At 74.4% G+C, this 20,385-nt stretch carries 15 protein-coding genes; 11 read left to right on the top strand and 4 right to left on the bottom strand.

Features of this window, described 5'->3' with window-relative positions:
- Positions 1-53: 53 nt before the first annotated feature.
- Positions 54-884: a YoaK family protein gene (locus tag ACLE50_RS02255; RefSeq protein WP_410941645.1), complete on the top strand. Its 831-nt coding sequence runs from the start codon at positions 54-56 to the stop codon at positions 882-884.
- A gap of 13 nt (positions 885-897) precedes the next feature.
- On the opposite strand, the gene ACLE50_RS02250 is transcribed toward ACLE50_RS02255, so the two are convergent.
- Genes ACLE50_RS02250 through mftA form a run of 4 tightly spaced genes read right to left on the bottom strand, consistent with a single transcriptional unit; the run spans position 898 to position 7,191 of the window.
- Positions 898-5,577: an oxidoreductase gene (locus ACLE50_RS02250; protein WP_410941644.1), complete on the bottom strand. Its 4,680-nt coding sequence runs from the start codon at positions 5,575-5,577 to the stop codon at positions 898-900.
- Positions 5,502-6,740 carry a mycofactocin radical SAM maturase gene (mftC, locus tag ACLE50_RS02245; RefSeq protein ID WP_410941643.1) on the bottom strand — a complete coding sequence of 413 codons (1,239 nt, stop codon included), beginning with the start codon at positions 6,738-6,740 and terminating at the stop codon, positions 5,502-5,504. The genes ACLE50_RS02250 and mftC overlap by 76 nt, the downstream gene beginning before the upstream one ends.
- Before the next feature lie 51 nt (positions 6,741-6,791).
- The gene (gene mftB / locus ACLE50_RS02240; RefSeq protein WP_410941642.1) at positions 6,792-7,115 is read right to left on the bottom strand and encodes a mycofactocin biosynthesis chaperone MftB; all 324 of its coding nucleotides are present in this window, start codon (positions 7,113-7,115) and stop codon (positions 6,792-6,794) included.
- Entirely contained in the window at positions 7,105-7,191 is an 87-nt protein-coding gene (gene mftA, locus ACLE50_RS02235; RefSeq protein WP_410942244.1) for a mycofactocin precursor MftA, read from the bottom strand. The genes mftB and mftA overlap by 11 nt, the downstream gene beginning before the upstream one ends.
- 158 nt (positions 7,192-7,349) lie before the next feature.
- Here mftA and ACLE50_RS02230 point away from each other — a divergent pair, with 158 nt between their 5' ends.
- From ACLE50_RS02230 to ACLE50_RS02185, 10 genes are all read left to right on the top strand, one after another.
- Positions 7,350-7,730, top strand: a complete 381-nt coding sequence (locus tag ACLE50_RS02230) for a DUF952 domain-containing protein (RefSeq protein ID WP_410941641.1) — start codon at positions 7,350-7,352, stop codon at positions 7,728-7,730.
- Between the two features lie 209 nt (positions 7,731-7,939).
- Complete coding sequence (locus ACLE50_RS02225) at positions 7,940-10,012, top strand: phosphocholine-specific phospholipase C (RefSeq protein WP_410941640.1); 2,073 nt, start codon at positions 7,940-7,942, stop codon at positions 10,010-10,012.
- A gap of 153 nt (positions 10,013-10,165) precedes the next feature.
- Positions 10,166-11,437 (top strand): NDMA-dependent methanol dehydrogenase, encoded by a 1,272-nt coding sequence (gene mdo, locus ACLE50_RS02220; protein ID WP_410941639.1) that lies wholly within the window; start codon positions 10,166-10,168, stop codon positions 11,435-11,437.
- Between the two features lie 103 nt (positions 11,438-11,540).
- Positions 11,541-12,662 (top strand): MadB family AAA-type ATPase, encoded by a 1,122-nt coding sequence (locus ACLE50_RS02215; protein WP_410941638.1) that lies wholly within the window; start codon positions 11,541-11,543, stop codon positions 12,660-12,662.
- Complete coding sequence (gene madC, locus ACLE50_RS02210) at positions 12,659-14,224, top strand: MadC family VWA domain-containing protein (RefSeq protein WP_410941637.1); 1,566 nt, start codon at positions 12,659-12,661, stop codon at positions 14,222-14,224. The genes ACLE50_RS02215 and madC overlap by 4 nt, the downstream gene beginning before the upstream one ends.
- A gap of 65 nt (positions 14,225-14,289) precedes the next feature.
- Positions 14,290-15,543 carry an MFS transporter gene (locus ACLE50_RS02205; protein WP_410941636.1) on the top strand — a complete coding sequence of 418 codons (1,254 nt, stop codon included), beginning with the start codon at positions 14,290-14,292 and terminating at the stop codon, positions 15,541-15,543.
- 14 nt (positions 15,544-15,557) lie between these two features.
- Entirely contained in the window at positions 15,558-17,075 is a 1,518-nt protein-coding gene (locus ACLE50_RS02200; RefSeq protein WP_410941635.1) for an ABC transporter substrate-binding protein, read from the top strand.
- The gene (locus tag ACLE50_RS02195) at positions 17,075-18,097 is read left to right on the top strand and encodes an ABC transporter permease (RefSeq protein WP_410941634.1); all 1,023 of its coding nucleotides are present in this window, start codon (positions 17,075-17,077) and stop codon (positions 18,095-18,097) included. The genes ACLE50_RS02200 and ACLE50_RS02195 overlap by 1 nt, the downstream gene beginning before the upstream one ends.
- Positions 18,094-18,900, top strand: coding sequence for an ABC transporter permease subunit (locus tag ACLE50_RS02190; RefSeq protein ID WP_410941633.1), 807 nt, complete (start codon positions 18,094-18,096; stop codon positions 18,898-18,900). The genes ACLE50_RS02195 and ACLE50_RS02190 overlap by 4 nt, the downstream gene beginning before the upstream one ends.
- Complete coding sequence (locus ACLE50_RS02185; protein ID WP_410941632.1) at positions 18,897-20,348, top strand: ABC transporter ATP-binding protein; 1,452 nt, start codon at positions 18,897-18,899, stop codon at positions 20,346-20,348. The genes ACLE50_RS02190 and ACLE50_RS02185 overlap by 4 nt, the downstream gene beginning before the upstream one ends.
- Positions 20,349-20,385 lie beyond the last annotated feature (37 nt).

The following is a 20,385-nucleotide window of genomic DNA, read 5'->3' as shown; positions in this document are numbered from 1 at the left end:
TCCAGAAATCCTGTCCGCAATGCGACGACGTGCCTGATTGCTACGTTCGGCACGTGTCCGGATACGACGAGCACGAACCCGCCCCTCGCGTTCTCGGCGCGGTGACGGTGCTCCTCACCGCCGCCGCGGGCGCCCTCAACGTGGTCACCTTCTTCAGCTTCAACCAGGTGTTCGCGTCGACGATGAGCGGCAACCTCGTGCTGATCGGGCTCGCGATCGCCCAGCGCGACCCGTGGCAGGCCCTCGACAACGTGTCGGCCATCGGGGGTTACTGCCTCGGGCTGATCCTCGGAACGCTGCTGTGCGTCCGGATGATGCGGCGTTTCCCGTGGCGGAACGCCGTCGGCGCCACGCTCACCTTCGAACTCCTCGTGCTCGTCGTCGGCGGCACCTATCTGCATTCCCGTGACGTCCACGACGGCGGGGACGGATTCGTCCTGGCGAACCTGGTGCTGCTGGTGGTCGGGTCCGGGATCGCGATGGGCATCCAGGCCGCCGCGGCGCGCTACATCGGGCCGGCCGGGACGCCGACGAGCTTCCTGTCGGGGACGGTCACGAACTGGGTCGCCGACTTCGCCGACGGCCGCACCCCGACCGTCCTGAGCTGGAACGCCCCGCTGCGGATCCTCGCGATGGTGGTCGGCGCGGCGGGCAACGGCCTCGTCCAGGAGTGGGCGCCGGGGTACTCCTACATCGCGCCGATCGTGCTCGTCGCGGTCGCGGTCCTGTTCATGGTCGTCGTCGTGCGGACCAACCACGAGAGCCTGTTCGGCGGCGACCCGCAGCACGGCGACACGACGGCGGAGACCCGCCCGGCGGAGATCCGGCGGCCCGGCCCGGTCGGGGCCGACCCCGACCCGACCCCGGCCGACGAACGCAGCTGACCGCGCCGCCCGGTCAGCGTGCACCGGTCACCACGACGGGGTGTTCGTCCGCACCGTGCCGCAGGGTCTCCGCGATCCTGGCGCCCTCGCGGATCGCCGCGTCCATCCGGCGCGGGGCGAGCGCGTCGCCGATGCGGTGCCGGGTCCACGGCCCGTGCTCCAACGCGGTCCACAGCCGGTCGTCGGGGACGGTCGAGCAGGCGTGCACGACGGCCGCGACCCGCCGTTCCTCGACCCGCCCGGTCGGGTGATGCAGCAGCTCGACCCGCAGTCCCGCGGTACTGCCCTGCTCACCGGCACCGCACAGCTCACCGGAACTGCTCTGCTCACCGATACGCAGCACCCCCAGAACCGCCCGGTCGGTGCGGCACCGGATGCCCGCGGCGTACGCGCGGCGGCGGAACCCCTCGCGGTCGAGGGTGAGCCCCAGGTCCTGCCCGACGACGAGCGCAGGCGTCACGACCTCGACGGCGTGTCCCCATGCGGCGAGCAGCTCCGCGGCCGAGGTGGCCTGGTGGAAGCCGAGCTCGTCGACGACGAGGACCGGCCCCTCCGGCAGCTCGGCCCCGGCGAGGACGTCGTGCACGGGAACGCTCAGGCCGTCCGGGTCCCAGCCGGGCCGGGCGGGCACCGACCCGGTGGCGACGACGACGTCGTCCGGCCCGTACCCGGCCACGACCTCCCGGTCGACGACGACGCCGTACCGGATCTGCGCGCCCGCCTCCCGCGCCTCGCGCAGCAGGTCGGTGACGGCGTGCCCCAGCTCCGCGCGGCCGGGTGCGGTCGCGGCGAGCGCGAGCCGGCCGCCCGGGTGGGCGGCGCGTTCGGCGACGAGCACCTCGTGCCCGGCCCGGGCGAGCACGGCGGCCGCGGCGAGGCCCGCGGGTCCGGCGCCGGCGACGAGCACCCGCCTCGGGGCCCGGGCCGTCGCCTCCGCCGGCTCCCGGGTCGCGCCTGGTTCGTCTGCCGAGCTGCGTCCCCGGGCGGAGCCGGTGTCGTGAGCCCGGCCGTCGCCTGCCTCGTGACCGGCGCGTGGGTTGACCGCGCAGGTCAGCGGCAGGTTCAGCCCGACGCGTCCGATGCAGTCCTGGTTGCAGCCGACGCAGCGCCGCACCGGCCGCCCGGCCAGGGCCTTCGTCGTGAAGTCGGGGTCGGCGATCTGCCCGCGCGCGACGCCGACCAGATCGCACTCGCCGCGCTGCAGCGCCGCCTGCGCCTGCGCCGGCGTGGTGAACCGGCCGACACCGATCACCGGGATCGCCGAGCCGGCGTCCCGCACGGCGCGGCGCACGGTGGCGGCGAGGTGCCCCGCGTAGCCGGCCGGTGTGTGCATCGACGGCTCGATCAGGTGCAGCGTCGAGGTCGCGACACCGATCGAGGTGTTGAGGTGGTCGACCTGTCCGGTCGCGGCGAGGCGGGCGGCCAGCGCGGCGCCCTCGTCGGGGGTGATGCCGCCGGGGATGCGCTCGTCGACGCCGATCCGCAGGCCCAGCACCGGTGTCGGGCCGATGGCCGCACGGACGGCGGCGACGACGTCGAGCACGAGTTTCGCCCGGTCCCGCCCCCACGCGTCGGTGCGGCGGTTGGTCGCCGGGGACAGGAACAGCCGCAGCAGCGAGGCGTGCGAGCACTGCAGCTCGACGCCGTCGAACCCGCCGGCGACGCAGCGCGCGGCGACGTCGGCGAACGCGGTGACGATCCCGGCGATGCCGTCGGCGTCGAGCTCGGCGGGAACCTCGCGGAACATCGGGTCCGGCAACGGCGACGGCCCGACGACGGGCTCGCGCGAGTACAGCCCGGTGCCCTGCGCGCCGTTGTGGTTGAGCTGGGCGAGGACGACGGCGCCGTGAGCGTGCACCGCGTCGGTGAGCGCGCGGTAGCCGGGCAGCACGGCAGGGTCGTGCCCGCGGATCAGGCGTTCGTAGGGCCGGTCGTCCGGGTGGACGGCGTGCTCCTCGGTGATCACCAGTCCGGCACCGCCCGCCGCGCGGGCGGCGTAGTACGCGGTGTGCCGTTCGGTCGGCAGGCCCGCCTCGGCGAAGCCGGTGAGGTGCGCGGTGAACACGACCCGGTTGCGGAGCTCCAGGCGGCCGAGGCGCAGCGGGGTGCCGAGGTGCGGGGCGCCGGGTCTCGCGGTGTCCGGCTGCGCGGTGTCGCGCTGCGGTGCGGCGCCGAGATGCGGGGCACTGAGCAGCAGGATGCCGGTTCGTGGAGTACGCCACTCCGGGAGGCCGGGCTCCGAGATGCCGGGCCCCGGGGTGGCGGTCCCCGGAGCGACAGGCTCCGAAGTGACGGCGCGCCCGGCCCGCATCCCGGCTCGTCGCCCCTCCCGGACCGCCTCGGCCAGCGTCCGCGGCGCCACCCGGTCCCCCACCGGTACCGCCCCGGGCCGCTCGGGCAGTGACCGGTCCGGCAGCCGCGCACCGCAGTCGACGACGGCCGCGCACGGCACCGTCGTCGTCGCGCCGGTGTGCACGTCGACCAGCTCCGCCTGCCCGCCGGTGACACCGACGAGCCGGGTGAACAGCGCCCGGGTCACGCCGGCCCGCTCCAGCCGCGCGTTGGCCGGGGCCATGTCGCCGCAACGTCCGAGCTGGTGCCCGGCGACGGCGTCGGGGGTCGCGAGGGTGACCGCGTAGCCCGACGCGGCCAGCAGCTCAGCGACGCCCGGGCCGGTCCAGTCGCCGAGCGGGTCGCGGACCAGCACGGACGCGCCGTCCGGGACACCGGCGTCCCGCAACGGCGCGAGCCCGGTGGACGGCGCCTCGCCCCGCATCGCCACTGCCCGGACCGTGCCGGTCACGACACTCGCCGCCCCGGGGTCGGCCGCGCCACACCCTGGACCTGCGCGGAACTCGTCGTCCCGCGCCATCGCGTCCAGCAGCTCCGCGGCCGGCCACACCGGGACGTCGGCGGCCACGTCCGATGGTGCCGCTCGCGACCCGGTCGCCAGGACCACCACGTCACCGCGTGCCCGGGCGACGTCGACCGTCGCGTCGTCCACCACGGACCCGAGCTGCACCCGGACGCCGAGCCGTTCCAGCTCCGCCGCCCACCACGTGATCGGCAGCGCCAGCCGGTCGCGGCCCGGGATCGCCGCGGCCGCGTGCAGCATCCCGCCGAGCCGGTGCGCGCGTTCGTGCAGCGCGACCGCGTACCCGCGCAACGCGAGCGTCCGAGCCGCCTCCAGCCCCGCAGGCCCGCCGCCGACGACGAGCGCGTCCCGCTCCGCCGCCCCCGGCGCATCCGCAGCGCCCGCAGTGCCCGCAGTGCCCGCAGTGCCCGCAGTGCGTTCCGCGGAACGCTCCCCGACCCCCGACAGCCGGCCATCGCGTTCCGCGGAACGCAGGTCGTACTCCGTTCCGGGTAACCGAGCACCGCCGTCTGCGCGTTCCGCGGAACGCACCCGCGGCACGACCGTCTCCGGATCCGGGTCGCGCCGCTCGTGCCCCGCGCGCGACTCCAGCTCGTCCCCGACGACCGGGTTCCGCGGGTCCCGCGCCGCCGCGAGCGCGTTGGTCAGCAGGCACGGCCGGATCCGCTCCGGCGTCCCGGCGCGGGCCAGCACCACGAGCCGCGGGTCCGCGATCTGCGCTCTCGTCATCTCGACGAGATCTGCATCGCCGCTGCTCAGCGCAGCCTGCGCGAGCCACGGCGACGCCACGCTCCCCGCCAGCACGACCGCCGGCACCGCGCGACCTGCAGCGCCGGCGCCGCCAGCCCCCGCGGCACCGCCGGGCACCGCGCCGCCGGGCACCGTGACACCCACCGCGGACCGCACGGCCACGCGCACCTGCCCGCACCGCTCCCGCAGGAACCCCTCCGGCGTGTGCAGGTCCGGTCGCGTCGCCGCCACCGACAACGCGCTCCCGACGACCGGCACCAGCAGGTCCACCCGGCCCGCCACCCGGGCGGCGAGGGCGGCACCGTCGTCGGGCGTGATCCCCGCCCACGGCGCCAGCTCGTCGACGCACAGCCGCAGGCCCAGCAACGGCGCGGGCCCCATCGCGTCGCGCACGGCGTCCAGGACCTCGACCAGGAACCGGGCGCGATCGGTGCCGTAGCCGTCGTCGCGCCGGTTGGTCAGCCCGGAGCAGAACTGGCGCAGCAGCGAATGCTGCCCGGCCCCGATCTCGACGCCGTCGGCGCCGGCCGCGACGGCGGCGCGCGCGGCGTCGGCGAACCCGCGCACCACGGCGTCGATCTCCGCGGTGCCCATCGCGACAGGCGTCTCGCGGGACACGACGTCGGGCACCGCCGACGGCGCCCACAGCGGGTGCCCGGAGTGCGCCGAGCTGCCCTGCCCACCGGCGTGCGCGAGCCCGGCGAGCACGAGTGCCCCGGACGGGCGGCACGCCGTGACCACCGCGGCCCAGCCGGGCGCCGCGGCGTCGGCGCACGGCGCGTAGGCGTACGGATGGTCCGAGGCGTGCACCGACGCCGGCTCGGTCACCACGATCCCGGCCCCACCGGCGGCGCGCGCCGCGTAGTACGCCACGTGGTCGTCGGTGATCCCGCGCCGGAGGTCGCCGAGGTTGGTCTCGTGCGGCCCGAACACCACACGCGACGGGGCCCGCCGACCACGCAGGTCGACGGGCCCCGTCAGCAGGTCCGTGGTCAGCTCCCCGCGACCGGCGCGGCGGCGGCAGCCTGCTCCGACGGCGTGAACCCGGACAGCGGGTTCTCGTCGCACGCCCGGTCGGGCCTCCGCGGCGGCGGCGCCAGCGACAGCATCGTCGGCTGCTTCGGCGCCCGGGAGTTCCGCGGCGCGGACCGCGAGTGGTCGACGTCGGACTTCGGGATCACCGTCCCGCCGTCGCGCGCGGCGAGCATCTGCTCGCCGTAGCCCTGCACGCACTCCGGGTCCGGGCCGTCGAGCGGGAGCCCGGTGAAGAACTTCGCCGCCATGCAGCCGCCCTGGCAGGCGTCGAAGTGCTGGCACTTCGAGCAGGCGCCACCGGTCTGCGGCTGGCGCAGCTCGGTGAACAGCTCCGAGCTCTCCCAGACCTCCTTGAAGCCCCCGGTGTCGCGGACGTTGCCGGCCAGGAAGTTCTCGTGGATCGCGAACGGGCAGGCGTAGACGTCGCCGACCGGGTCGATCAGGCAGACCACCCGGCCCGCGCCGCACAGGTTCAGCCCGGGCAGCGCCTCGCCGTAGGCCGAGAGGTGGAAGAACGAGTCACCGGTCAGCACCTGGTCGCCGTGCGCGACCAGCCAGTCGTAGAGCTGCTTCTGCTGGGCCTGGGTCGGGTGCAGCTCGTCCCAGACGTCGGCGCCACGCCCGGACGGGCGCAGCCGGGTGATCCGCAGCTGGGCGCCGTACTTGTCGGCGATGGCCTTGAACTCGTCGAGCTGGTCGACGTTCTCCCGGGTCATCACGACCGAGATCTTCGGCGCGACGAACCCGGCCTCGGCCAGGTTCTCCAGCGCGGTGATCGCGGTGTCGAACGAGCCGGGCCCGCGGACGTAGTCGTTGACCTCGGCGGTCGCGCCGTCCATCGAGATCTGGATGTCGACGTAGTCGGTCGCGGCCAGCTGCGCGGCGCGCGCCTTGTCCAGCTTGACGCCGTTGGTGGAGAACTTGACGCCGACGTCGTGGGCGATGGCGTAGTCCAGCAGCTCCCAGAAGTCCGGGCGGACGGTCGGCTCCCCACCACCGATGTTGATGTAGAAGACCTGCATCCGCTGGAGCTCGTCGATCACCGCCTTCGCCTCGTCGGTGGTCAGCTCGCGCGGGTCGCGCCGCCCCGAGCTGGAGAGGCAGTGCACGCACGCGAGGTTGCACGCGTAGGTGAGTTCCCAGGTGAGGCAGATGGGCGAGTTCAGGCCGTACTGGAAGTGGTCGACCAGCTTCACGGGCGCACCTCGTTGTGAGTCGCAGTGGTGGATCTGTGCCGCGGTGGTGGATCAGCGAGCGACGATCGTGCCGGACTTCAGCAGTCCGGCCAGGGCCGTCAGATAGGCCTCGTGCTGGGCCTCGGGGACGCCGGCGGCCTCGACCGCGCTACGGGCGTCCGGGTGCTGCTCGAGGGTCGTCACGACCTCGACCAGCTGCGGGGTCTTGAGGAAGGACAGCTTGCGGGTCACGAAGTCGTACACCAGGGCTCCGAACGGCTCGGGGCGGACCGAGACGCTCTCGCTGATCCGGTACGGGGCCGCGGGGTCGAACGACGACCCCGCGGCTCCGCCGGTGTTCAGCACCGTGGTGTCGACCGAGGCCTCAGTAGACACCGCACATTCCGTCGATGGAGACCTCTTCGACCAGGGTCTCCTCGGTCAGGGCGTCCTCGTTGCGCTGCTCGTCCATGGGCAACCTCCGCTGGTTACGGCTCTCGGCGAGAGAGGTGACGAGCCACCCCGCCGGCCGGCGGTGGCAGCGGTCACGAAGCTATTGGCACCCGGTGCCGGAAAGCAAGGATCGGCCGGTACGCCCCTCCGTTCGGACGGGCGGGCATGCTGTCGGCCATGACGGCCGACGAGCAGGTCCTGCTGCACCTCTGCACCCCCGACGAGCGGGCCGGCTACGCCCGCGAGGGCGCCATCGCCCCCGCCTCGCTGGACGAGGTCGGCTTCGTGCACCTCTCCACGCCGGAGCAGGTCGCGCTGCCCGCGAACCGGCTGTTCGCCGGCCGCGAGGACCTCGAGCTGCTCGTCGTCGACCCGGCCGCGCTGGGGCACGCCGGCGTCGAGGTGCGCTGGGAGCCCGGCGTGCCCGGCGACCCGGAGTCGATGCGCTTCCCGCACGCCTACGGCCCGGTCCCGTTCTCCGCCGTCGTCGGCTCGGTGGCCTACCGCCCGGGCCCGGAGGGCTTCACCACACCGGACCTGGAGGGCCTCGCGGGCTGAGCGCGGCGCCTGCGCGGCCCTGCGGCAACGTCTCGTTCAGCGGGGCGTCATGCACCGGTCCATCGCCGTGTCCCGGCTGGTCAGACCGCCCGCGGGGAGCGCGGGCCTGTCACCGGACGGGCTGCGTGGCAATGGTTCCCTGTGCGCCGAACGGTCCCGGCGTCGTGGCCTCCGCAGCACTTCGGAACCAGCCCCAGGAGCACCCCGCCATGCCCGAACACCCCTCCCGACGCCGGTTCCTCGGCATGCTCGCCGCCGCCGGCGGGCTCGCGGCAGGCGGCTCGCTGCTGCCGCCGTCGGTGCGCGCGGCGATGGCCGAGCCGATGCGCCCGGGCGGGCTGCCCGCGATCGAGCACGTCGTCGTCCTGATGCAGGAGAACCGCTCGTTCGACCACTACTTCGGGACGCTGCCGGGGGTGCGCGGCTTCGGCGACACGACGCCGCTGCGCCTCCCGGACGGCCGCTCGGTCTTCTCCCAGCCCGACGGCGCGGGCACCGTCCTGCCGTTCTCGCTGGCCGAGGCCACGAAGGCGGCCGGGCGCCCGGCCGCGGACTCCCAGTACCTCGACGCGCTCCCGCACGGCTTCCGCGACGCCACCCAGGCCTGGGCAGGCGGCTGGACGAACGACTGGGTCCGTGCCAAGGGCGCCGCCACGATGACCTACTACGAGCGCGCCGACATCGCCCTGCAGCGCGAGCTCGCCGAGACCTTCACCGTCTGCGACGCCTACCACTGCTCGGTCAACGGCTCCACGAACCCGAACCGGATGGTGCACTGGTCCGGGAAGATCGGCACCGAGCCGGGCAGCAGCGCCCGGGCCGTCACCAACGACGGCTACGAGAAGGACCACCGCGGCTACGAGTGGACCACCTACCCGGAGCGGCTGACCGACGCCGGCGTCGACTGGCGCGTCTACCAGGAGTGGGACAACTTCACCGACAACCCGCTGGAGTACTTCCGGCGGTTCAAGGCGATCGGCAGCGCCGTGCTCCGCGCGGTCGGCGGCCCGTACCGCACCACCGAGGAGCTCTACGAGCACCTGCTGAAGGCGCCCGCCGACGAGCGCGAGCGGCTCCTCGCCGGGGTCGAGAAGGGCCGGGCGTCGCTGTCGGCGGCGGACCGGGACCTGTTCGACCGCGCGGTGTTCCGCGGCCGCCCCGGATCGCTGATGGACCGGATCCGGGCCGACATCGACGGCGGCACGCTGCCCCGAATCAGCTGGGTCGTACCGCCGGCCGCCGCCTCGGAGCACCCGAGCTCCGGCACCCCGCTCGGCAGCGCCGCCCTGGTCTACGAGCTGCTCGACGCCATCGCCTCGGCGCCCGGCATGTGGTCACGCACCGTGTTCCTGCTGAACTTCGACGAGAACGACGGCTTCTTCGACCACGTCCCGCCGCCGGTGGCGCCGCGCCCCGCGAGCGGCAACGGTGACGACTGGTTCGACGGGCAGCCGATCGGCCTCGGCCCGCGCGTCCCGATGACGATCGTGTCGCCGTGGACGGTGGGTGGCTACGTCGACTCCGAGGTCTTCGACCACACCTCGGTGCTGCGGTTCCTCGAACGCTGGACCGGGGTGGCCGAGCCGAACATCTCCCGCTGGCGGCGCACCGCGTGCGGCGACCTGACCTCGGCGTTCGACTTCGGCACCGCGCGCTCGGTGAGCCACCCGTCGCGACCCGCGCCGACGCCGTCGAAGCGGGAGCGCTGGAAGCCCGTCCCGCCCGCCGACCAGCGGTTGCCCGCCCAGGAGCCCGGCAGGCGCCCGGCCCGTCCGCTGCCCTACGCGCCGGACGTGTCGGCCGCCGTCCGGGACGGCCGGGTGGCGATCACGCTGCGCAACGCCGGGGCGTCCTCGGCGCACTTCGTGGTCTACCCCTACGCCGGCGAGCTCCCGCTACCCACCCACCACGACGTGCGCGGCGAGACCGTCGTGCCGGTCACCCCGCCCGCGGACCGCTACGACCTGAGCGTGCAGGGGCCGAACCGGTTCTGGCACGAGCTCTCCGGCACCGTCGGCGGGCCCGGCGCCGGGCTGGCCGTCGGCACCCGCTCCGGCCCCGGCGACCGGATCACCGTCACCCTGCGCAACGACGGCGACGCCGCCCTGACCGTCCGGATCACCGGCGGCCCGGACGTCGCGCTCGCCCCGCACACCGCGCGCGACGTCGACCGCGGCACCGACCACGGTTGGTACGACCTCACCGTCACCCTCGCCGAGGACCCGGCGTTCCGCCGCAGGGTGACCGGTGCGGTGCCGGTCCCCGAGCCGGTCACCCCCTGACCCCGGCCACCCGGTTCCCCCTCCGGCCGGAGGGGGAACCTGCCCCGGCGACCGTCGAGGTGGTCAGGTGCCCATCCGTAGCTGTTGCATATCACTCGCAATAGCCAAGGTTGTGCTCGTCCGCTACGCCGACGAGGTCGTCGAGGAGAGCCAATGGCCATCGAGCTCAACCAGATCTGGGACTTCCCGATCAAGGAGTTCCACCCGTTCCCCCGGGCGCTCCTGGGGGTGGGCGCACACGACATCCTGGGCGTGGAGGCCAAGAACCTCGGGATGACCCGCGTGCTGTTCGTGACCACCGGCCTGCGCGGCTCGGGGATCATCGAGGAGCTCAAGGGCAAGGTCGAGTACCAGGGCGTCGACGTCGTCGTCTACGACCAGGTCGAGTCCAACCCCAAGGACTACAACTGCATGGACGCCGCCGCGCTCTACAAGAGCGAGAAGTGCGACGGCATCATCTCCATCGGCGGCGGCTCGTCGCACGACGCCGCCAAGGGCGCCCGCGTCGTCATCGCCCACGACGGCCGCAACATCAACGAGTTCGAGGGCTTCTCCAAGTCCACGAACACCGAGAACCCGCCGCACATCGCGGTGTCCACCACCGCGGGCACCGGGTCCGAGACGTCGTGGGCCTACGTCATCACCAACACCTCGGACATGGACGACCCGAAGAAGTGGGTCGGGTTCGACGACGCCGTCGTCACCACCCTCGCGCTCGACGACCCGCTGCTCTACTACAGCTGCCCGCAGCACTTCACCGCCTACTGCGGCTTCGACGTGCTGGCCCACGGCTCCGAGCCGTACGTGTCCCGGCTGGACTTCGAGCCGTCGCTGGGCAACGCGCTGTTCTCGATCGAGCTGGTCGCGCAGTACCTGCGCGAGGCGACCTACGAGCCCCGCAACCTCGAGGCCCGCTCGAAGATGATGCACGCGCAGTACATCGCGGCGCAGGCGTTCAACTCCGGCGGCCTCGGGCTGGTGCACTCCACCTCGCACGCGGTCTCGGCGTTCTTCGACAGCCACCACGGCCTGAACAACGCCATCGCCCTGCCGCGGGTGTGGGAGTACAACCTGCCCTCGCGCTACGACCGCTACGCCAAGATCGCGTCCGCGCTCGGCGTCGACACCCGTAACCTCACCACGGTGCAGGCCGCCGACGCCGCGGTCGAGGAGGCCATCCGGCTGTCCAAGGACGTCGGCATCCCGGACAACTTCGGGTCGGTCACCACCGACACCTACGAGAAGAACCGGATGAACACCGGCAAGTACGACGGCCGGGGCAACGCCATCCCGACCGACGACAAGACCATCCGCTCGATCGCCGAGCACATGATGGGCGACTACTGCACCCCCGGTAATCCCCGCGAGTGCACGGTCGAGGCGCTGGTGCCGATGGTGGACCACGCCTTCAAGGGCACCTACTGATCCACCAGCTCCACCCCGTCGGCCGCGACCGCCGTGCCCGGATCAGCCCCCGGGCACGGCGGTCGCGTCCGTCCCGGCCATGCCCGTACGCGCGAGGAGAACGGTGTCCGAGAGCAGTGCAACGACAGACCAGCCCACGCCCGGCGGGGCCGCATTCGACGGGGCCGCGTTCGACGACGCCGACGCGCTGACCGAGGCGCTGGCCGCCGAGAACTACGTGATCGACCCCGAGTTCGCGGTCGTGGTGCACCTGGCCACGGCGCTGGACCGGCCGCTGCTGCTGGAGGGACCGGCCGGCGTCGGGAAGACGGAGCTGGCCAAGGCACTCGCCGCGGCGTCGGGCCGGGCGCTGGTCCGGCTGCAGTGCTACGAGGGTCTCGACGACGGCCGCGCCCTCTACGAGTGGGACTACGGCAAGCAGCTCATGCACGTCCAGATGCTGCGCGACCGGATCGGCGAGCTGCTGGCGGGCACGGCGAGCATGGCCGAGGCGTCGGCGCGGCTGCAGGCCGAGGACACCGGCCTCTACACCGAGCAGTTCCTCTCCGCCCGCCCGCTGCTGGAGGCGGTGCTCTCCACCGAGCCGGTGGTGCTGCTCGTCGACGAGGTCGACCGCACCGAGGAGTCGATGGAGGCGCTGCTGCTGGAGGTGCTCGCCGAACGGCAGGTGACGGTTCCCGAGATCGGTACGTTCACCGCGCGCTCGGCGCCATGGGTGGTGCTGACCTCGAACGACACCCGTGAGCTGTCCCCGGCGCTCAAGCGGCGCTGCCTGCACTTCCAGGTCGACTTCCCCACTCCGGAGCGCGAGACCGAGATCGTGTCCCGGCGCGCGCCGGAGGTGGCCTCCGAGGTCGTCGCCGACGTCGTCGATCTCGCCCGGACGCTGCGGGAGTTCCCGCTGCGCAAGGCGCCGTCGATCTCCGAGGTCATCGACGCCTCGCGGGCCGCGGCGGTGCTCGGGCTGGAGAGCGGCGGCGAGCTGGAGAAGGTGCGGTCCTCGCTGCTCGCGGCACTGCTCAAGTACGGCTCGGACCGCGAGCTGGCCCTGCGCAGGCTCGACGGCGACGAGCCCGCCCCCGAGGTCGAGGTCGCCGAGGACGCCGGCTGGGTGAGCGCGGCGTCGCGGCCGGCGGACACGACGTCCGGAGCGTTCGGGAAGGGGCGCGCCGCGTCGAGCGGGGGCCGCGCGGCCGCGGACCGGGCGCGCCGGAACCGCCGATGACCGGCGCCTCCCCTGGCACCGGCGACTCCACGGACACCGGCGCCGGCCCGCGCGACCCGGCGTCCCGGCTGCTGGCCGTGCTGGCCGCCGCGTTCACCCGGGTGCTGCGGGCGCAGCGCGTGGCCGTCTCCCCGGCGGAGGCGATCGAGGTCCGGCGGGTGCTGGCGATGCTCGGCGCCGCCGACCTCGATCGCCTGCGGTCGGGGCTGCGCGCGGTGACGGTGAAGTACGCCCACGAGCGCCCCGGGTTCGAGCGCGCCTTCGACGCGTTCTTCACCCCCGTCGACAGCGGGACCGACGACGACGGCACCGGCCCCGGCCTGCGCGGACCCGGTTCCGAGGGGCTGCCCGGTGACCTGGAGCTGACCGAGGACGACGACCCGCTCGGCCGCTATGCCGACTACGACCCGTCCACGGCGGAGGTCGGCGACCTGCTCGACGCCGAGGAGCAGGAGAAGGGCTTCAACCCGCACCGCGACGACGACGACGTCTCGCTCGGCGGCTCGGAGAAGGACCTGTCGGTGTCCTCCGGCGACGACAAGGGCCGCCGCGGCATGACCTACACCGTCGACCTGGAGCGGGCCGGAGCCGCCGTCGGCACGGAGCTGACCTCCGGCGAGAGCACGCCGGTGTCCGGCGAGATCGCCTTCGACGACCCGGAGTCGATCCTGGCCTGGCTCGGCGAGTACGACCCGCACGCCGTCTACGCCGACGGTCCCGAGGGCGAGGAGCTCTCCGACGCCCGGCTCGGCAAGCTGGTGGAGGCGATCACCGCGTTCGTCTCCCAGCTCGCCGACCGGGTCGAGGCAGGCGAGGCCGACCGCCCGGAGCCCGAGGGCGGAGGCACCGACCGGCTGAGCTCGGCGGACATGCAGCAGGCCTGCCACGAGCTGCTGCACCGGATGCGCGGCGCACCGCGGCGCGTGCCGCGCGAGCACGCGCACGGTCCGCTCGACGTCCGGCACACGGTGCGGCGCAGCATGCGCAGCGACGGGGTGCCGTTCCACCTCTACCACCGCGCGAAGGTCCCGGACCGGGTCCGGCTGCTCGTCGTCGCGGACGTGTCGCTGTCGGTCCGGTCGATCACCGCGTTCGTGCTGCAACTGGCCCGCACGCTGCATCGGCAGGCGTTCCGGTGCCGGGTGCTCGCGTTCGTGGACTCGCCGGTGGAGGTCACCGAGCTACTGCTGCGCGCACACGACGACCACGCGCTGGCCGCCGTGCTCGCCGAGCCGGGTATCGACCTCGACGCCACCAGCGACTACGGCCGCGTCCTGCACGAGATCAACGAGCAGTTCGCCGACGCCGTCGACCACCGGACCGCGGTGCTGTTCGTCGGCGACGGCCGCTCCAACGGTCTGCCGCCGGGTACCGAGGAGCTGGAGCGGCTCGCCCGGCGCGCGTACCGGGTCGGGTGGATCACCCCGGAGCAGCGCCGGTACTGGAACCAGGCGTCGTGCGCGATGGAGGAGTACTCGCACGTCGTCGACCACGTGCTCGTCGCCCGGGACGCCGACGAGCTGCTCGACGGCGCCGGGGAGCTGGGTCACGCGCTGTCCTGAGGCTCTTGCACACGAGTGTCATCTGTGTTCGTGTTCAGCCGATCAGATGACCTGGAGGGAGCCCGGTGCTGCGCGCGTTCCGCGAGCTGACGCTGCCCGCCCGGCTGCTCGTGGTGAACCAGCTCGGCATCAACCTCGGCTTCTACCTGGTGCTGCCGTTCCTGGCGACCCACATGGCAGGTCTCGGCTACGCGGCGGCGACGATCGGGCTGGTCCTGGCCCTGCGGAACCTCTCCCAGCAGGGGCTGTTCCTGATCGGCGGCTCGGCCGCGGACCGGATCGGCGCCCGGCCGGTGATCATCCTCGGCTGCGCGATGCGGATCGTCGCGTTCGGACTGTTCGTGCTGTTCGACTCGCTGCCGGGGCTGGTCGCCGCGGCCGTGCTCACCGGGCTGGCCGGGGCGTTCTTCAACCCCGCGGTGCGGGCGTACCTGATGCAGGAGGCCGGGGACCGGCGCGCCGAGGTCTTCTCGGTGTTCAACGTGTTCGGCAACGTCGGCGCCCTGCTCGGCCCGCTGCTGGGTGCCGCCCTGCTGAGCGTGGACTTCCGCCTCGTCGCCGGGGTCGCCTGCGCGCTGTTCACCCTGCTCACCGTGGCGCAGCTGTTCGCGCTGCCCGCCCGGGCCGTCGAGCCGCAGGAGCGCGGGCTGCTGGGCAGCTGGGGCGAGGTCGTCACCAACCGCCGGTTCCTGGTGTTCGCGCTCGGCGGCGCCGGCTACTTCTCGTTGTTCAACCAGCTCTACCTGGCCTTCCCGGTCGAGGCGCAGCGCGTGTCCGGGGTCGCGGGCGCGGTCAGCGCGGTGTTCGTGGTGTCCACCGTCGTCGGCATCACCGGCCAGGTGCGGATCACCGCCTGGTGCAAGGCGCACTGGACCGACGGCCGCTCGATGGCCGTCGGGCTGGTGCTGATGGGCGTGGGCTTCGTGCCGATCGGGCTCGCCGCACCGTTCGTCGGCACGGCCGCGGCCGGGGGCTGGACGACCGCCGGCTCGCTCGCCGTCACCCCGGTGCTGCTCGGGACGGTCGTGTTCGCGGTCGGCCAGGCGATGACCAACCCGTTCACCATGGCGCTGCTGCCCACGGTCGGGAGCAGGGCGCTGGCCGGCACCTACTACGGCTGGTTCTACCTGGTCGCGGCCGCCGTCGTCGCGATCACCACCCCGGCGATCGGCGGTCTGTTCGACCGCTTCCCCGACGGCACGGGTCGCTGGGTGCCGTTCGCGGTGCTGCTCGGGATCGGCCTGACCGGCGGCGCCGTGATCGCCTGGATGCAGCGCACCGGACGTCTCGCCGCACGCCCCGCCCCCACCTCGACGTGAAGGAACCCGCACCCGTGACGCTGAGCCGCCGCCGTTTCCTCGGCACCACCGCCGCCCTCGCCGCGATCCCCGCACTGGCCGCCTGCGGCGGTGGGCCGGGCGCGAGCGACCGGCTGCGGGTGGCCTTCCCCGGCGGCGGCTCGCGGGAGTCGCTGGACCCGCACCTGGCCACCCAGTTCGTCGACCAGGCCCGCGCCAAGGCCTGCTTCGACACGCTCACCGGGTGGACCCAGGAGATGACCGCGCAGATGCGGCTCGCCGAGACCGTCGAACCCGACGCCACCGGCCGGCGCTGGCGGATCCGGCTGCGCCAGGCCACCTGGCACGACGGGAGCCCGCTCACCGGCGACGACGTGCTGTACACGTTCCGCCGGATCGCCGACCCCGCGACCAAGGGATCGGCGGCGTCGCTGTTCAAGGGCGTCGACTTCACCGCGAGCCGCTCGACCGGGCCCCGCGAGGTCGAGGTCGTGCTCGCCGCGCCGGACTTCACCTTCCCGCTGTGGCTCGGCGCCCCGGGCGCGGAGATCGTCAGGGCCGGGACCACCGACTTCACGAAGCCGGTCGGCACCGGCCCGTTCCGGGTGCAGTCGTTCACCCCGGGCGGCGCCACGGTCTACACCCGCAACGACGCCTACTGGGACGGCGCGCCGCCGTCGGCGGAGCTGGAGTTCGTCCCGATCGAGGACGAGCAGGCCCGGCTCGGCGCGCTGCTGTCCGGGCAGGTCGCCTACGCCCACGACCTGCGTCCGGCGAGCGCCCGCCAGGTCCAGGGACAGCCGGGCCGCGCGGCTCTGCTCACCGCACCGCAGTCGACGTCGCAGTACCTCAACCTGCGTGTCGACCGACCGCCGTTCGCCGACCCGCGGGTACGCGAGGCGGTGCGGGTCGGGATCGACCGCGAGGCGCTGGTGCGGGTGGTGCTGCTCGGTACCGGCCAGGTCGGCAACGACGTCTTCGGCGGCCCGGAGCTGCAGTACTACCCGGACATCCCCCAGGTCACCCGGGACGTCGGCCGCGCAAGGGCACTGCTGCGCGAGGCCCGGGCGGAGAACCTCGCGTTCGAGCTGCAGACCTCGGGCAGCGACGCCAACTTCGGTCCCGCCGCCACGCTGGCCGCCGAGCAGCTGGCCGAGATCGGGCTGCGCGCCACCCCGCGGGTCCTCGACGCCCCCACCTACTTCACCGCCGTCCGGACGTCGGGGGTCGCGTCGTTCACCCGCTCCGGCACGTTCCCGATCCCGGACTTCATCGGGCGGCGGCGGCTGTCCAAGGCCGACAACTCCAACTACACGGGATACCGCAGCACCGAGATCGACAAGCTCTACGCCGCCGCGGTCTCCCGCCGCGACGAGAGCGCCCGCGCCGCCGACCTCGAACGCGTGCAGACCCTGCTGCGCAACGACTCCGGCGCACTGGTGTGGGCACTGTCGGACTGGAACGTCGGAGTAGCCGCCGGGCTGAGCGGGATCGAGGCGGCCAAGCCAAACAGCCACCTGTGGGGCCGGTTCGACAAGGCCCGGGTGAGCTGATGGTCGCCGCCGGCTCCACCGACAACACTGACACCACCGACACCGCAGACACCGGCCCCGCGCCGGTCGCCGTCCGGCGGCGCGGGGTGGGCCGCACCGCGGCCGTGCGGGCCGCGGTCGCGCTCGCCCAGCTGCTCGCCGCGGTGCTGCTGGTGTTCGCGCTGACCACGTTCCTGCCCGGCGACGCCGCCGAGATCGTCCTCGGCCCGGACGCCACCGACGACCAGGTCCAGCAGCTGCGCACCGAGCTCGGCACCAGCCTGCCCGCGGGCGAGCGCCTCGCGGACTGGCTGGGCGGGCTGCTCACCGGTGACCTCGGGAACTCGCTGATCACCGGGCAGCCGGTGCTCGACGAGGTCACGCGCCGGCTCGGCAGCACCCTGCTGCTCGCCGGCACAGGGCTCGCCGTGCTGGTGCCGCTGGCCGTCGTCATCGCGACCGCGGCGGGCCTGCGGCCGGGCAGCGCGTTCGACCGCATCTCGACGGCGACGGTGTCGGCACTGCAGGCCGCACCGCAGTTCGCGACCGGGCTGCTGCTGGTCGGGCTGTTCTCGCTGCAGCTCGGCTGGCTGCCCGCCACGGCCGGCGGCGGTTCGCTGCTGACCCCGGAGGTGCTGATCCTGCCGGTCGTCGTGCTCGTGTTCGCCCAGCTGGGCTGGCTGTCCCGCCAGGTCCGCCAGGGCGTGCTGCAGACCGATCGGTCCCCGCACGTCACACACCTGCGCCGGCTCGGCCTGCCCGAGCGCGACGTCGTGCTGCGCCACGTGCTGCCCGGCGGGCTCGCGCCGTCGGTGCAGCAGCTCGCCCGGATCGTCGAGGGCACGCTGGGCGGCGTGGTCGTCGTCGAGTCGCTGTTCGCGCTGCCGGGGGTCGGGTCCGGCGTCGTCGACGCGGTGCGCAACCGCGACATCCCGCTGATCCAGGGCTACGCGCTGCTCGCCGCCGTCGTCACGATCGGGGTCAACCTGCTCGCCGACGTGGTCACCGCCCGGCTCACCCCGGTCCGCGAGGACCTCGCGTGAGGGCGCTGCGCCCGGCGACCGCGGTGGCGCTGCTGCTCACCGGGGTCCCGCTGCTGTGCGCGTTCGCCGGGCCGCTGGTGGCCCCGCTGCTGCCGGTCACCTCCGGCGCCGGGGCGCTGATGCCACCGGGCCCGGGCCTGCCACTGGGCACCGACGCGCTCGGCCGCGACGTGCTCGTGCTCGCCCTGACCGGCGGCACCACCGTGGTCCTGCTGACGCTGGGCACCCTCGCTCTGGCCTACCTCGTCGGGATCCCGCTGGGGCTGCTGCTCTCCGCGACGCGGCGCCGCTGGGCGGCCCTGCTCACCCAGCGCACGCTGGACGTCGTGCTGGTCCTGCCGTCGCTGCTGGTGCTGCTGATCCTGGCCGGCACCGGGCGTCGCGGTGTCGGCTGGCTGCTCGTGGTGACCGCGCTGCTGCAGCTGCCCGCGATCGTGCGGATCGTGCGCGGCGCGGCAGGCGCCCCGGCCCGGCGGGTGGCGCTGGAGACGATGACCCAGAACGGGGAGCCGTGGTGGCGGATCCACCTCGTCGAGACCGGGCGATTCGTGGCCGGGACGCTGCTGGTCGACGCAGGCACCCGCGCCGTGCTGGTGCTGACCCTGCTGACCAGCGCGAGCTTCCTCGGCGTCGGGCTGCCGCCGGACACCGTGGACTGGGCGGTGGTGATCGAGCAGAACTCGGCGTCGCTGTTCCTGGCCCCGTACGCGCTGCTGGTCCCGGCCGGGCTGCTCGTCGCGCTCGCCGCGGGGGCGAACCTGCTGGTCGACCGGGTCGCCGACCGGACGGGAGCGGTGGTGTGAACTCCGTCCTCACCGTGCGCGGGCTGACGGCGGCCGCCGGGGGCACCACGGTGCTCGACGGCGTCGACCTCGATCTCGCACCCGGCGCGGTGCTGGCCGTGGCCGGTCCGTCCGGGGCGGGCAAGTCGACGCTGGGCCTGGCGCTGCTCGGCGAGTGCGCCACCGGCGTGACGCTCGGCGGCTCGGTCCGGGTCGGCGACACCGAGCTGCTCGGGGTGGACCGCCGGACGCTGCGTGCGCGCCGCGCCGGGCGGGTCGGGCACCTGCCGCAGCACCCGGGCGTCGTGCTGGACCCGGTGCGCCGCACCGGCCCGGTGCTCGACGAGCTCGCCGCCACCGTGCACGGCCGCGGCCGCGCACACCGGGCGGCTCGCGACCGCGCCGTCGCCGAGGCACTCGACCGGGCCGGGCTCGGCGCCGAACCGCAGCTCGCCCGCCGGCACCCGCACGAGCTGTCGGGCGGCCAGCAGCAGCGGATGGCGCTGGCGCAGACGCTGGTGACCGGACCGGACGTCGTCGTGCTGGACGAGCCGACCACCGGCCTGGACCCGGTCACCACCCGCGCGGTGATCGACCGGCTGACCGCGCTCGCGGCGGGCGGGACCGCGCTGGTGCTGCTCACCCACGACCTCGACGCGGTCCGCAGGCTCGCCGCGGCACTGCCGGTCGAGCTGCTCGAGCTGGCCGACGGGCGGGTCGTGCGCACCGGCCCCGCCGCCGCGCTGCTCGGTCCGGCGTCCGAACCCGACGGCGCCCCGGCCGCGTCCGGTGCCGAGGCGGTGCTGGAGGTGCAGGACCTGACCGTGCGGGTGGGCGACGGCGTCACGCTGCTGTCGGGTGCCGATCTCACCGTGGACCGGGGCGGGTTCGTCGCGGTCGCCGGGCCGTCCGGGGCGGGCAAGACCACCCTCGGCCGCGCGCTCGCCGGGCTGGTCGGGCACACCGGGACCGTGCGGGTCGACGGAGCCGACCCGGCCGGGAACCGGCGCGCCGTGCAGTACGTCCACCAGGACTGCCGGTCGGCGTTCCTGGACCACCGACCGGTGCTGGAGCAGGTCGCCCGGCCCGCGGTACTGCTGCGCGGCCTCCCCCGGGCCGACGCCCGGGCCGAGGCCGTTGCACTGCTGGAACGGCTCGGGCTGGACGAGGCCACGGCCGGTCGTCGCCCGGGCGGTCTGTCGGGCGGGCAGCTGCAGCGGGCCTCGGTGGCCCGCGCCCTGCTCGCCCGGCCCGCGGTGCTGGTCGCCGACGAGGCCACCTCCGCGCTGGACGGCGAGCACCGCGCCCGGCTGCTCGACGAGCTGCGCCGAACCTGCCGCGACGACGGCACCGCGGTGGTGCTGATCAGCCACGACCCGGTCGCGGTGGCGGCCGCGGACCGGACCGTCGGCGTCGTCGACGGCCGGATCGCCGCGGAGCCCGCGCCGGAACCGGCCGAGCGACGCTGAGCACGACCGAGCAGCGCCGGCCCCTCGCAGACGGCAA

The sequence above is a fragment of the Pseudonocardia phyllosphaerae genome (assembly GCF_046546475.1).
Taxonomy (GTDB): Bacteria; Actinomycetota; Actinomycetes; order Mycobacteriales; family Pseudonocardiaceae; genus Pseudonocardia; species Pseudonocardia phyllosphaerae.
This window is presented reverse-complemented; position numbering and strand designations above follow the sequence as displayed.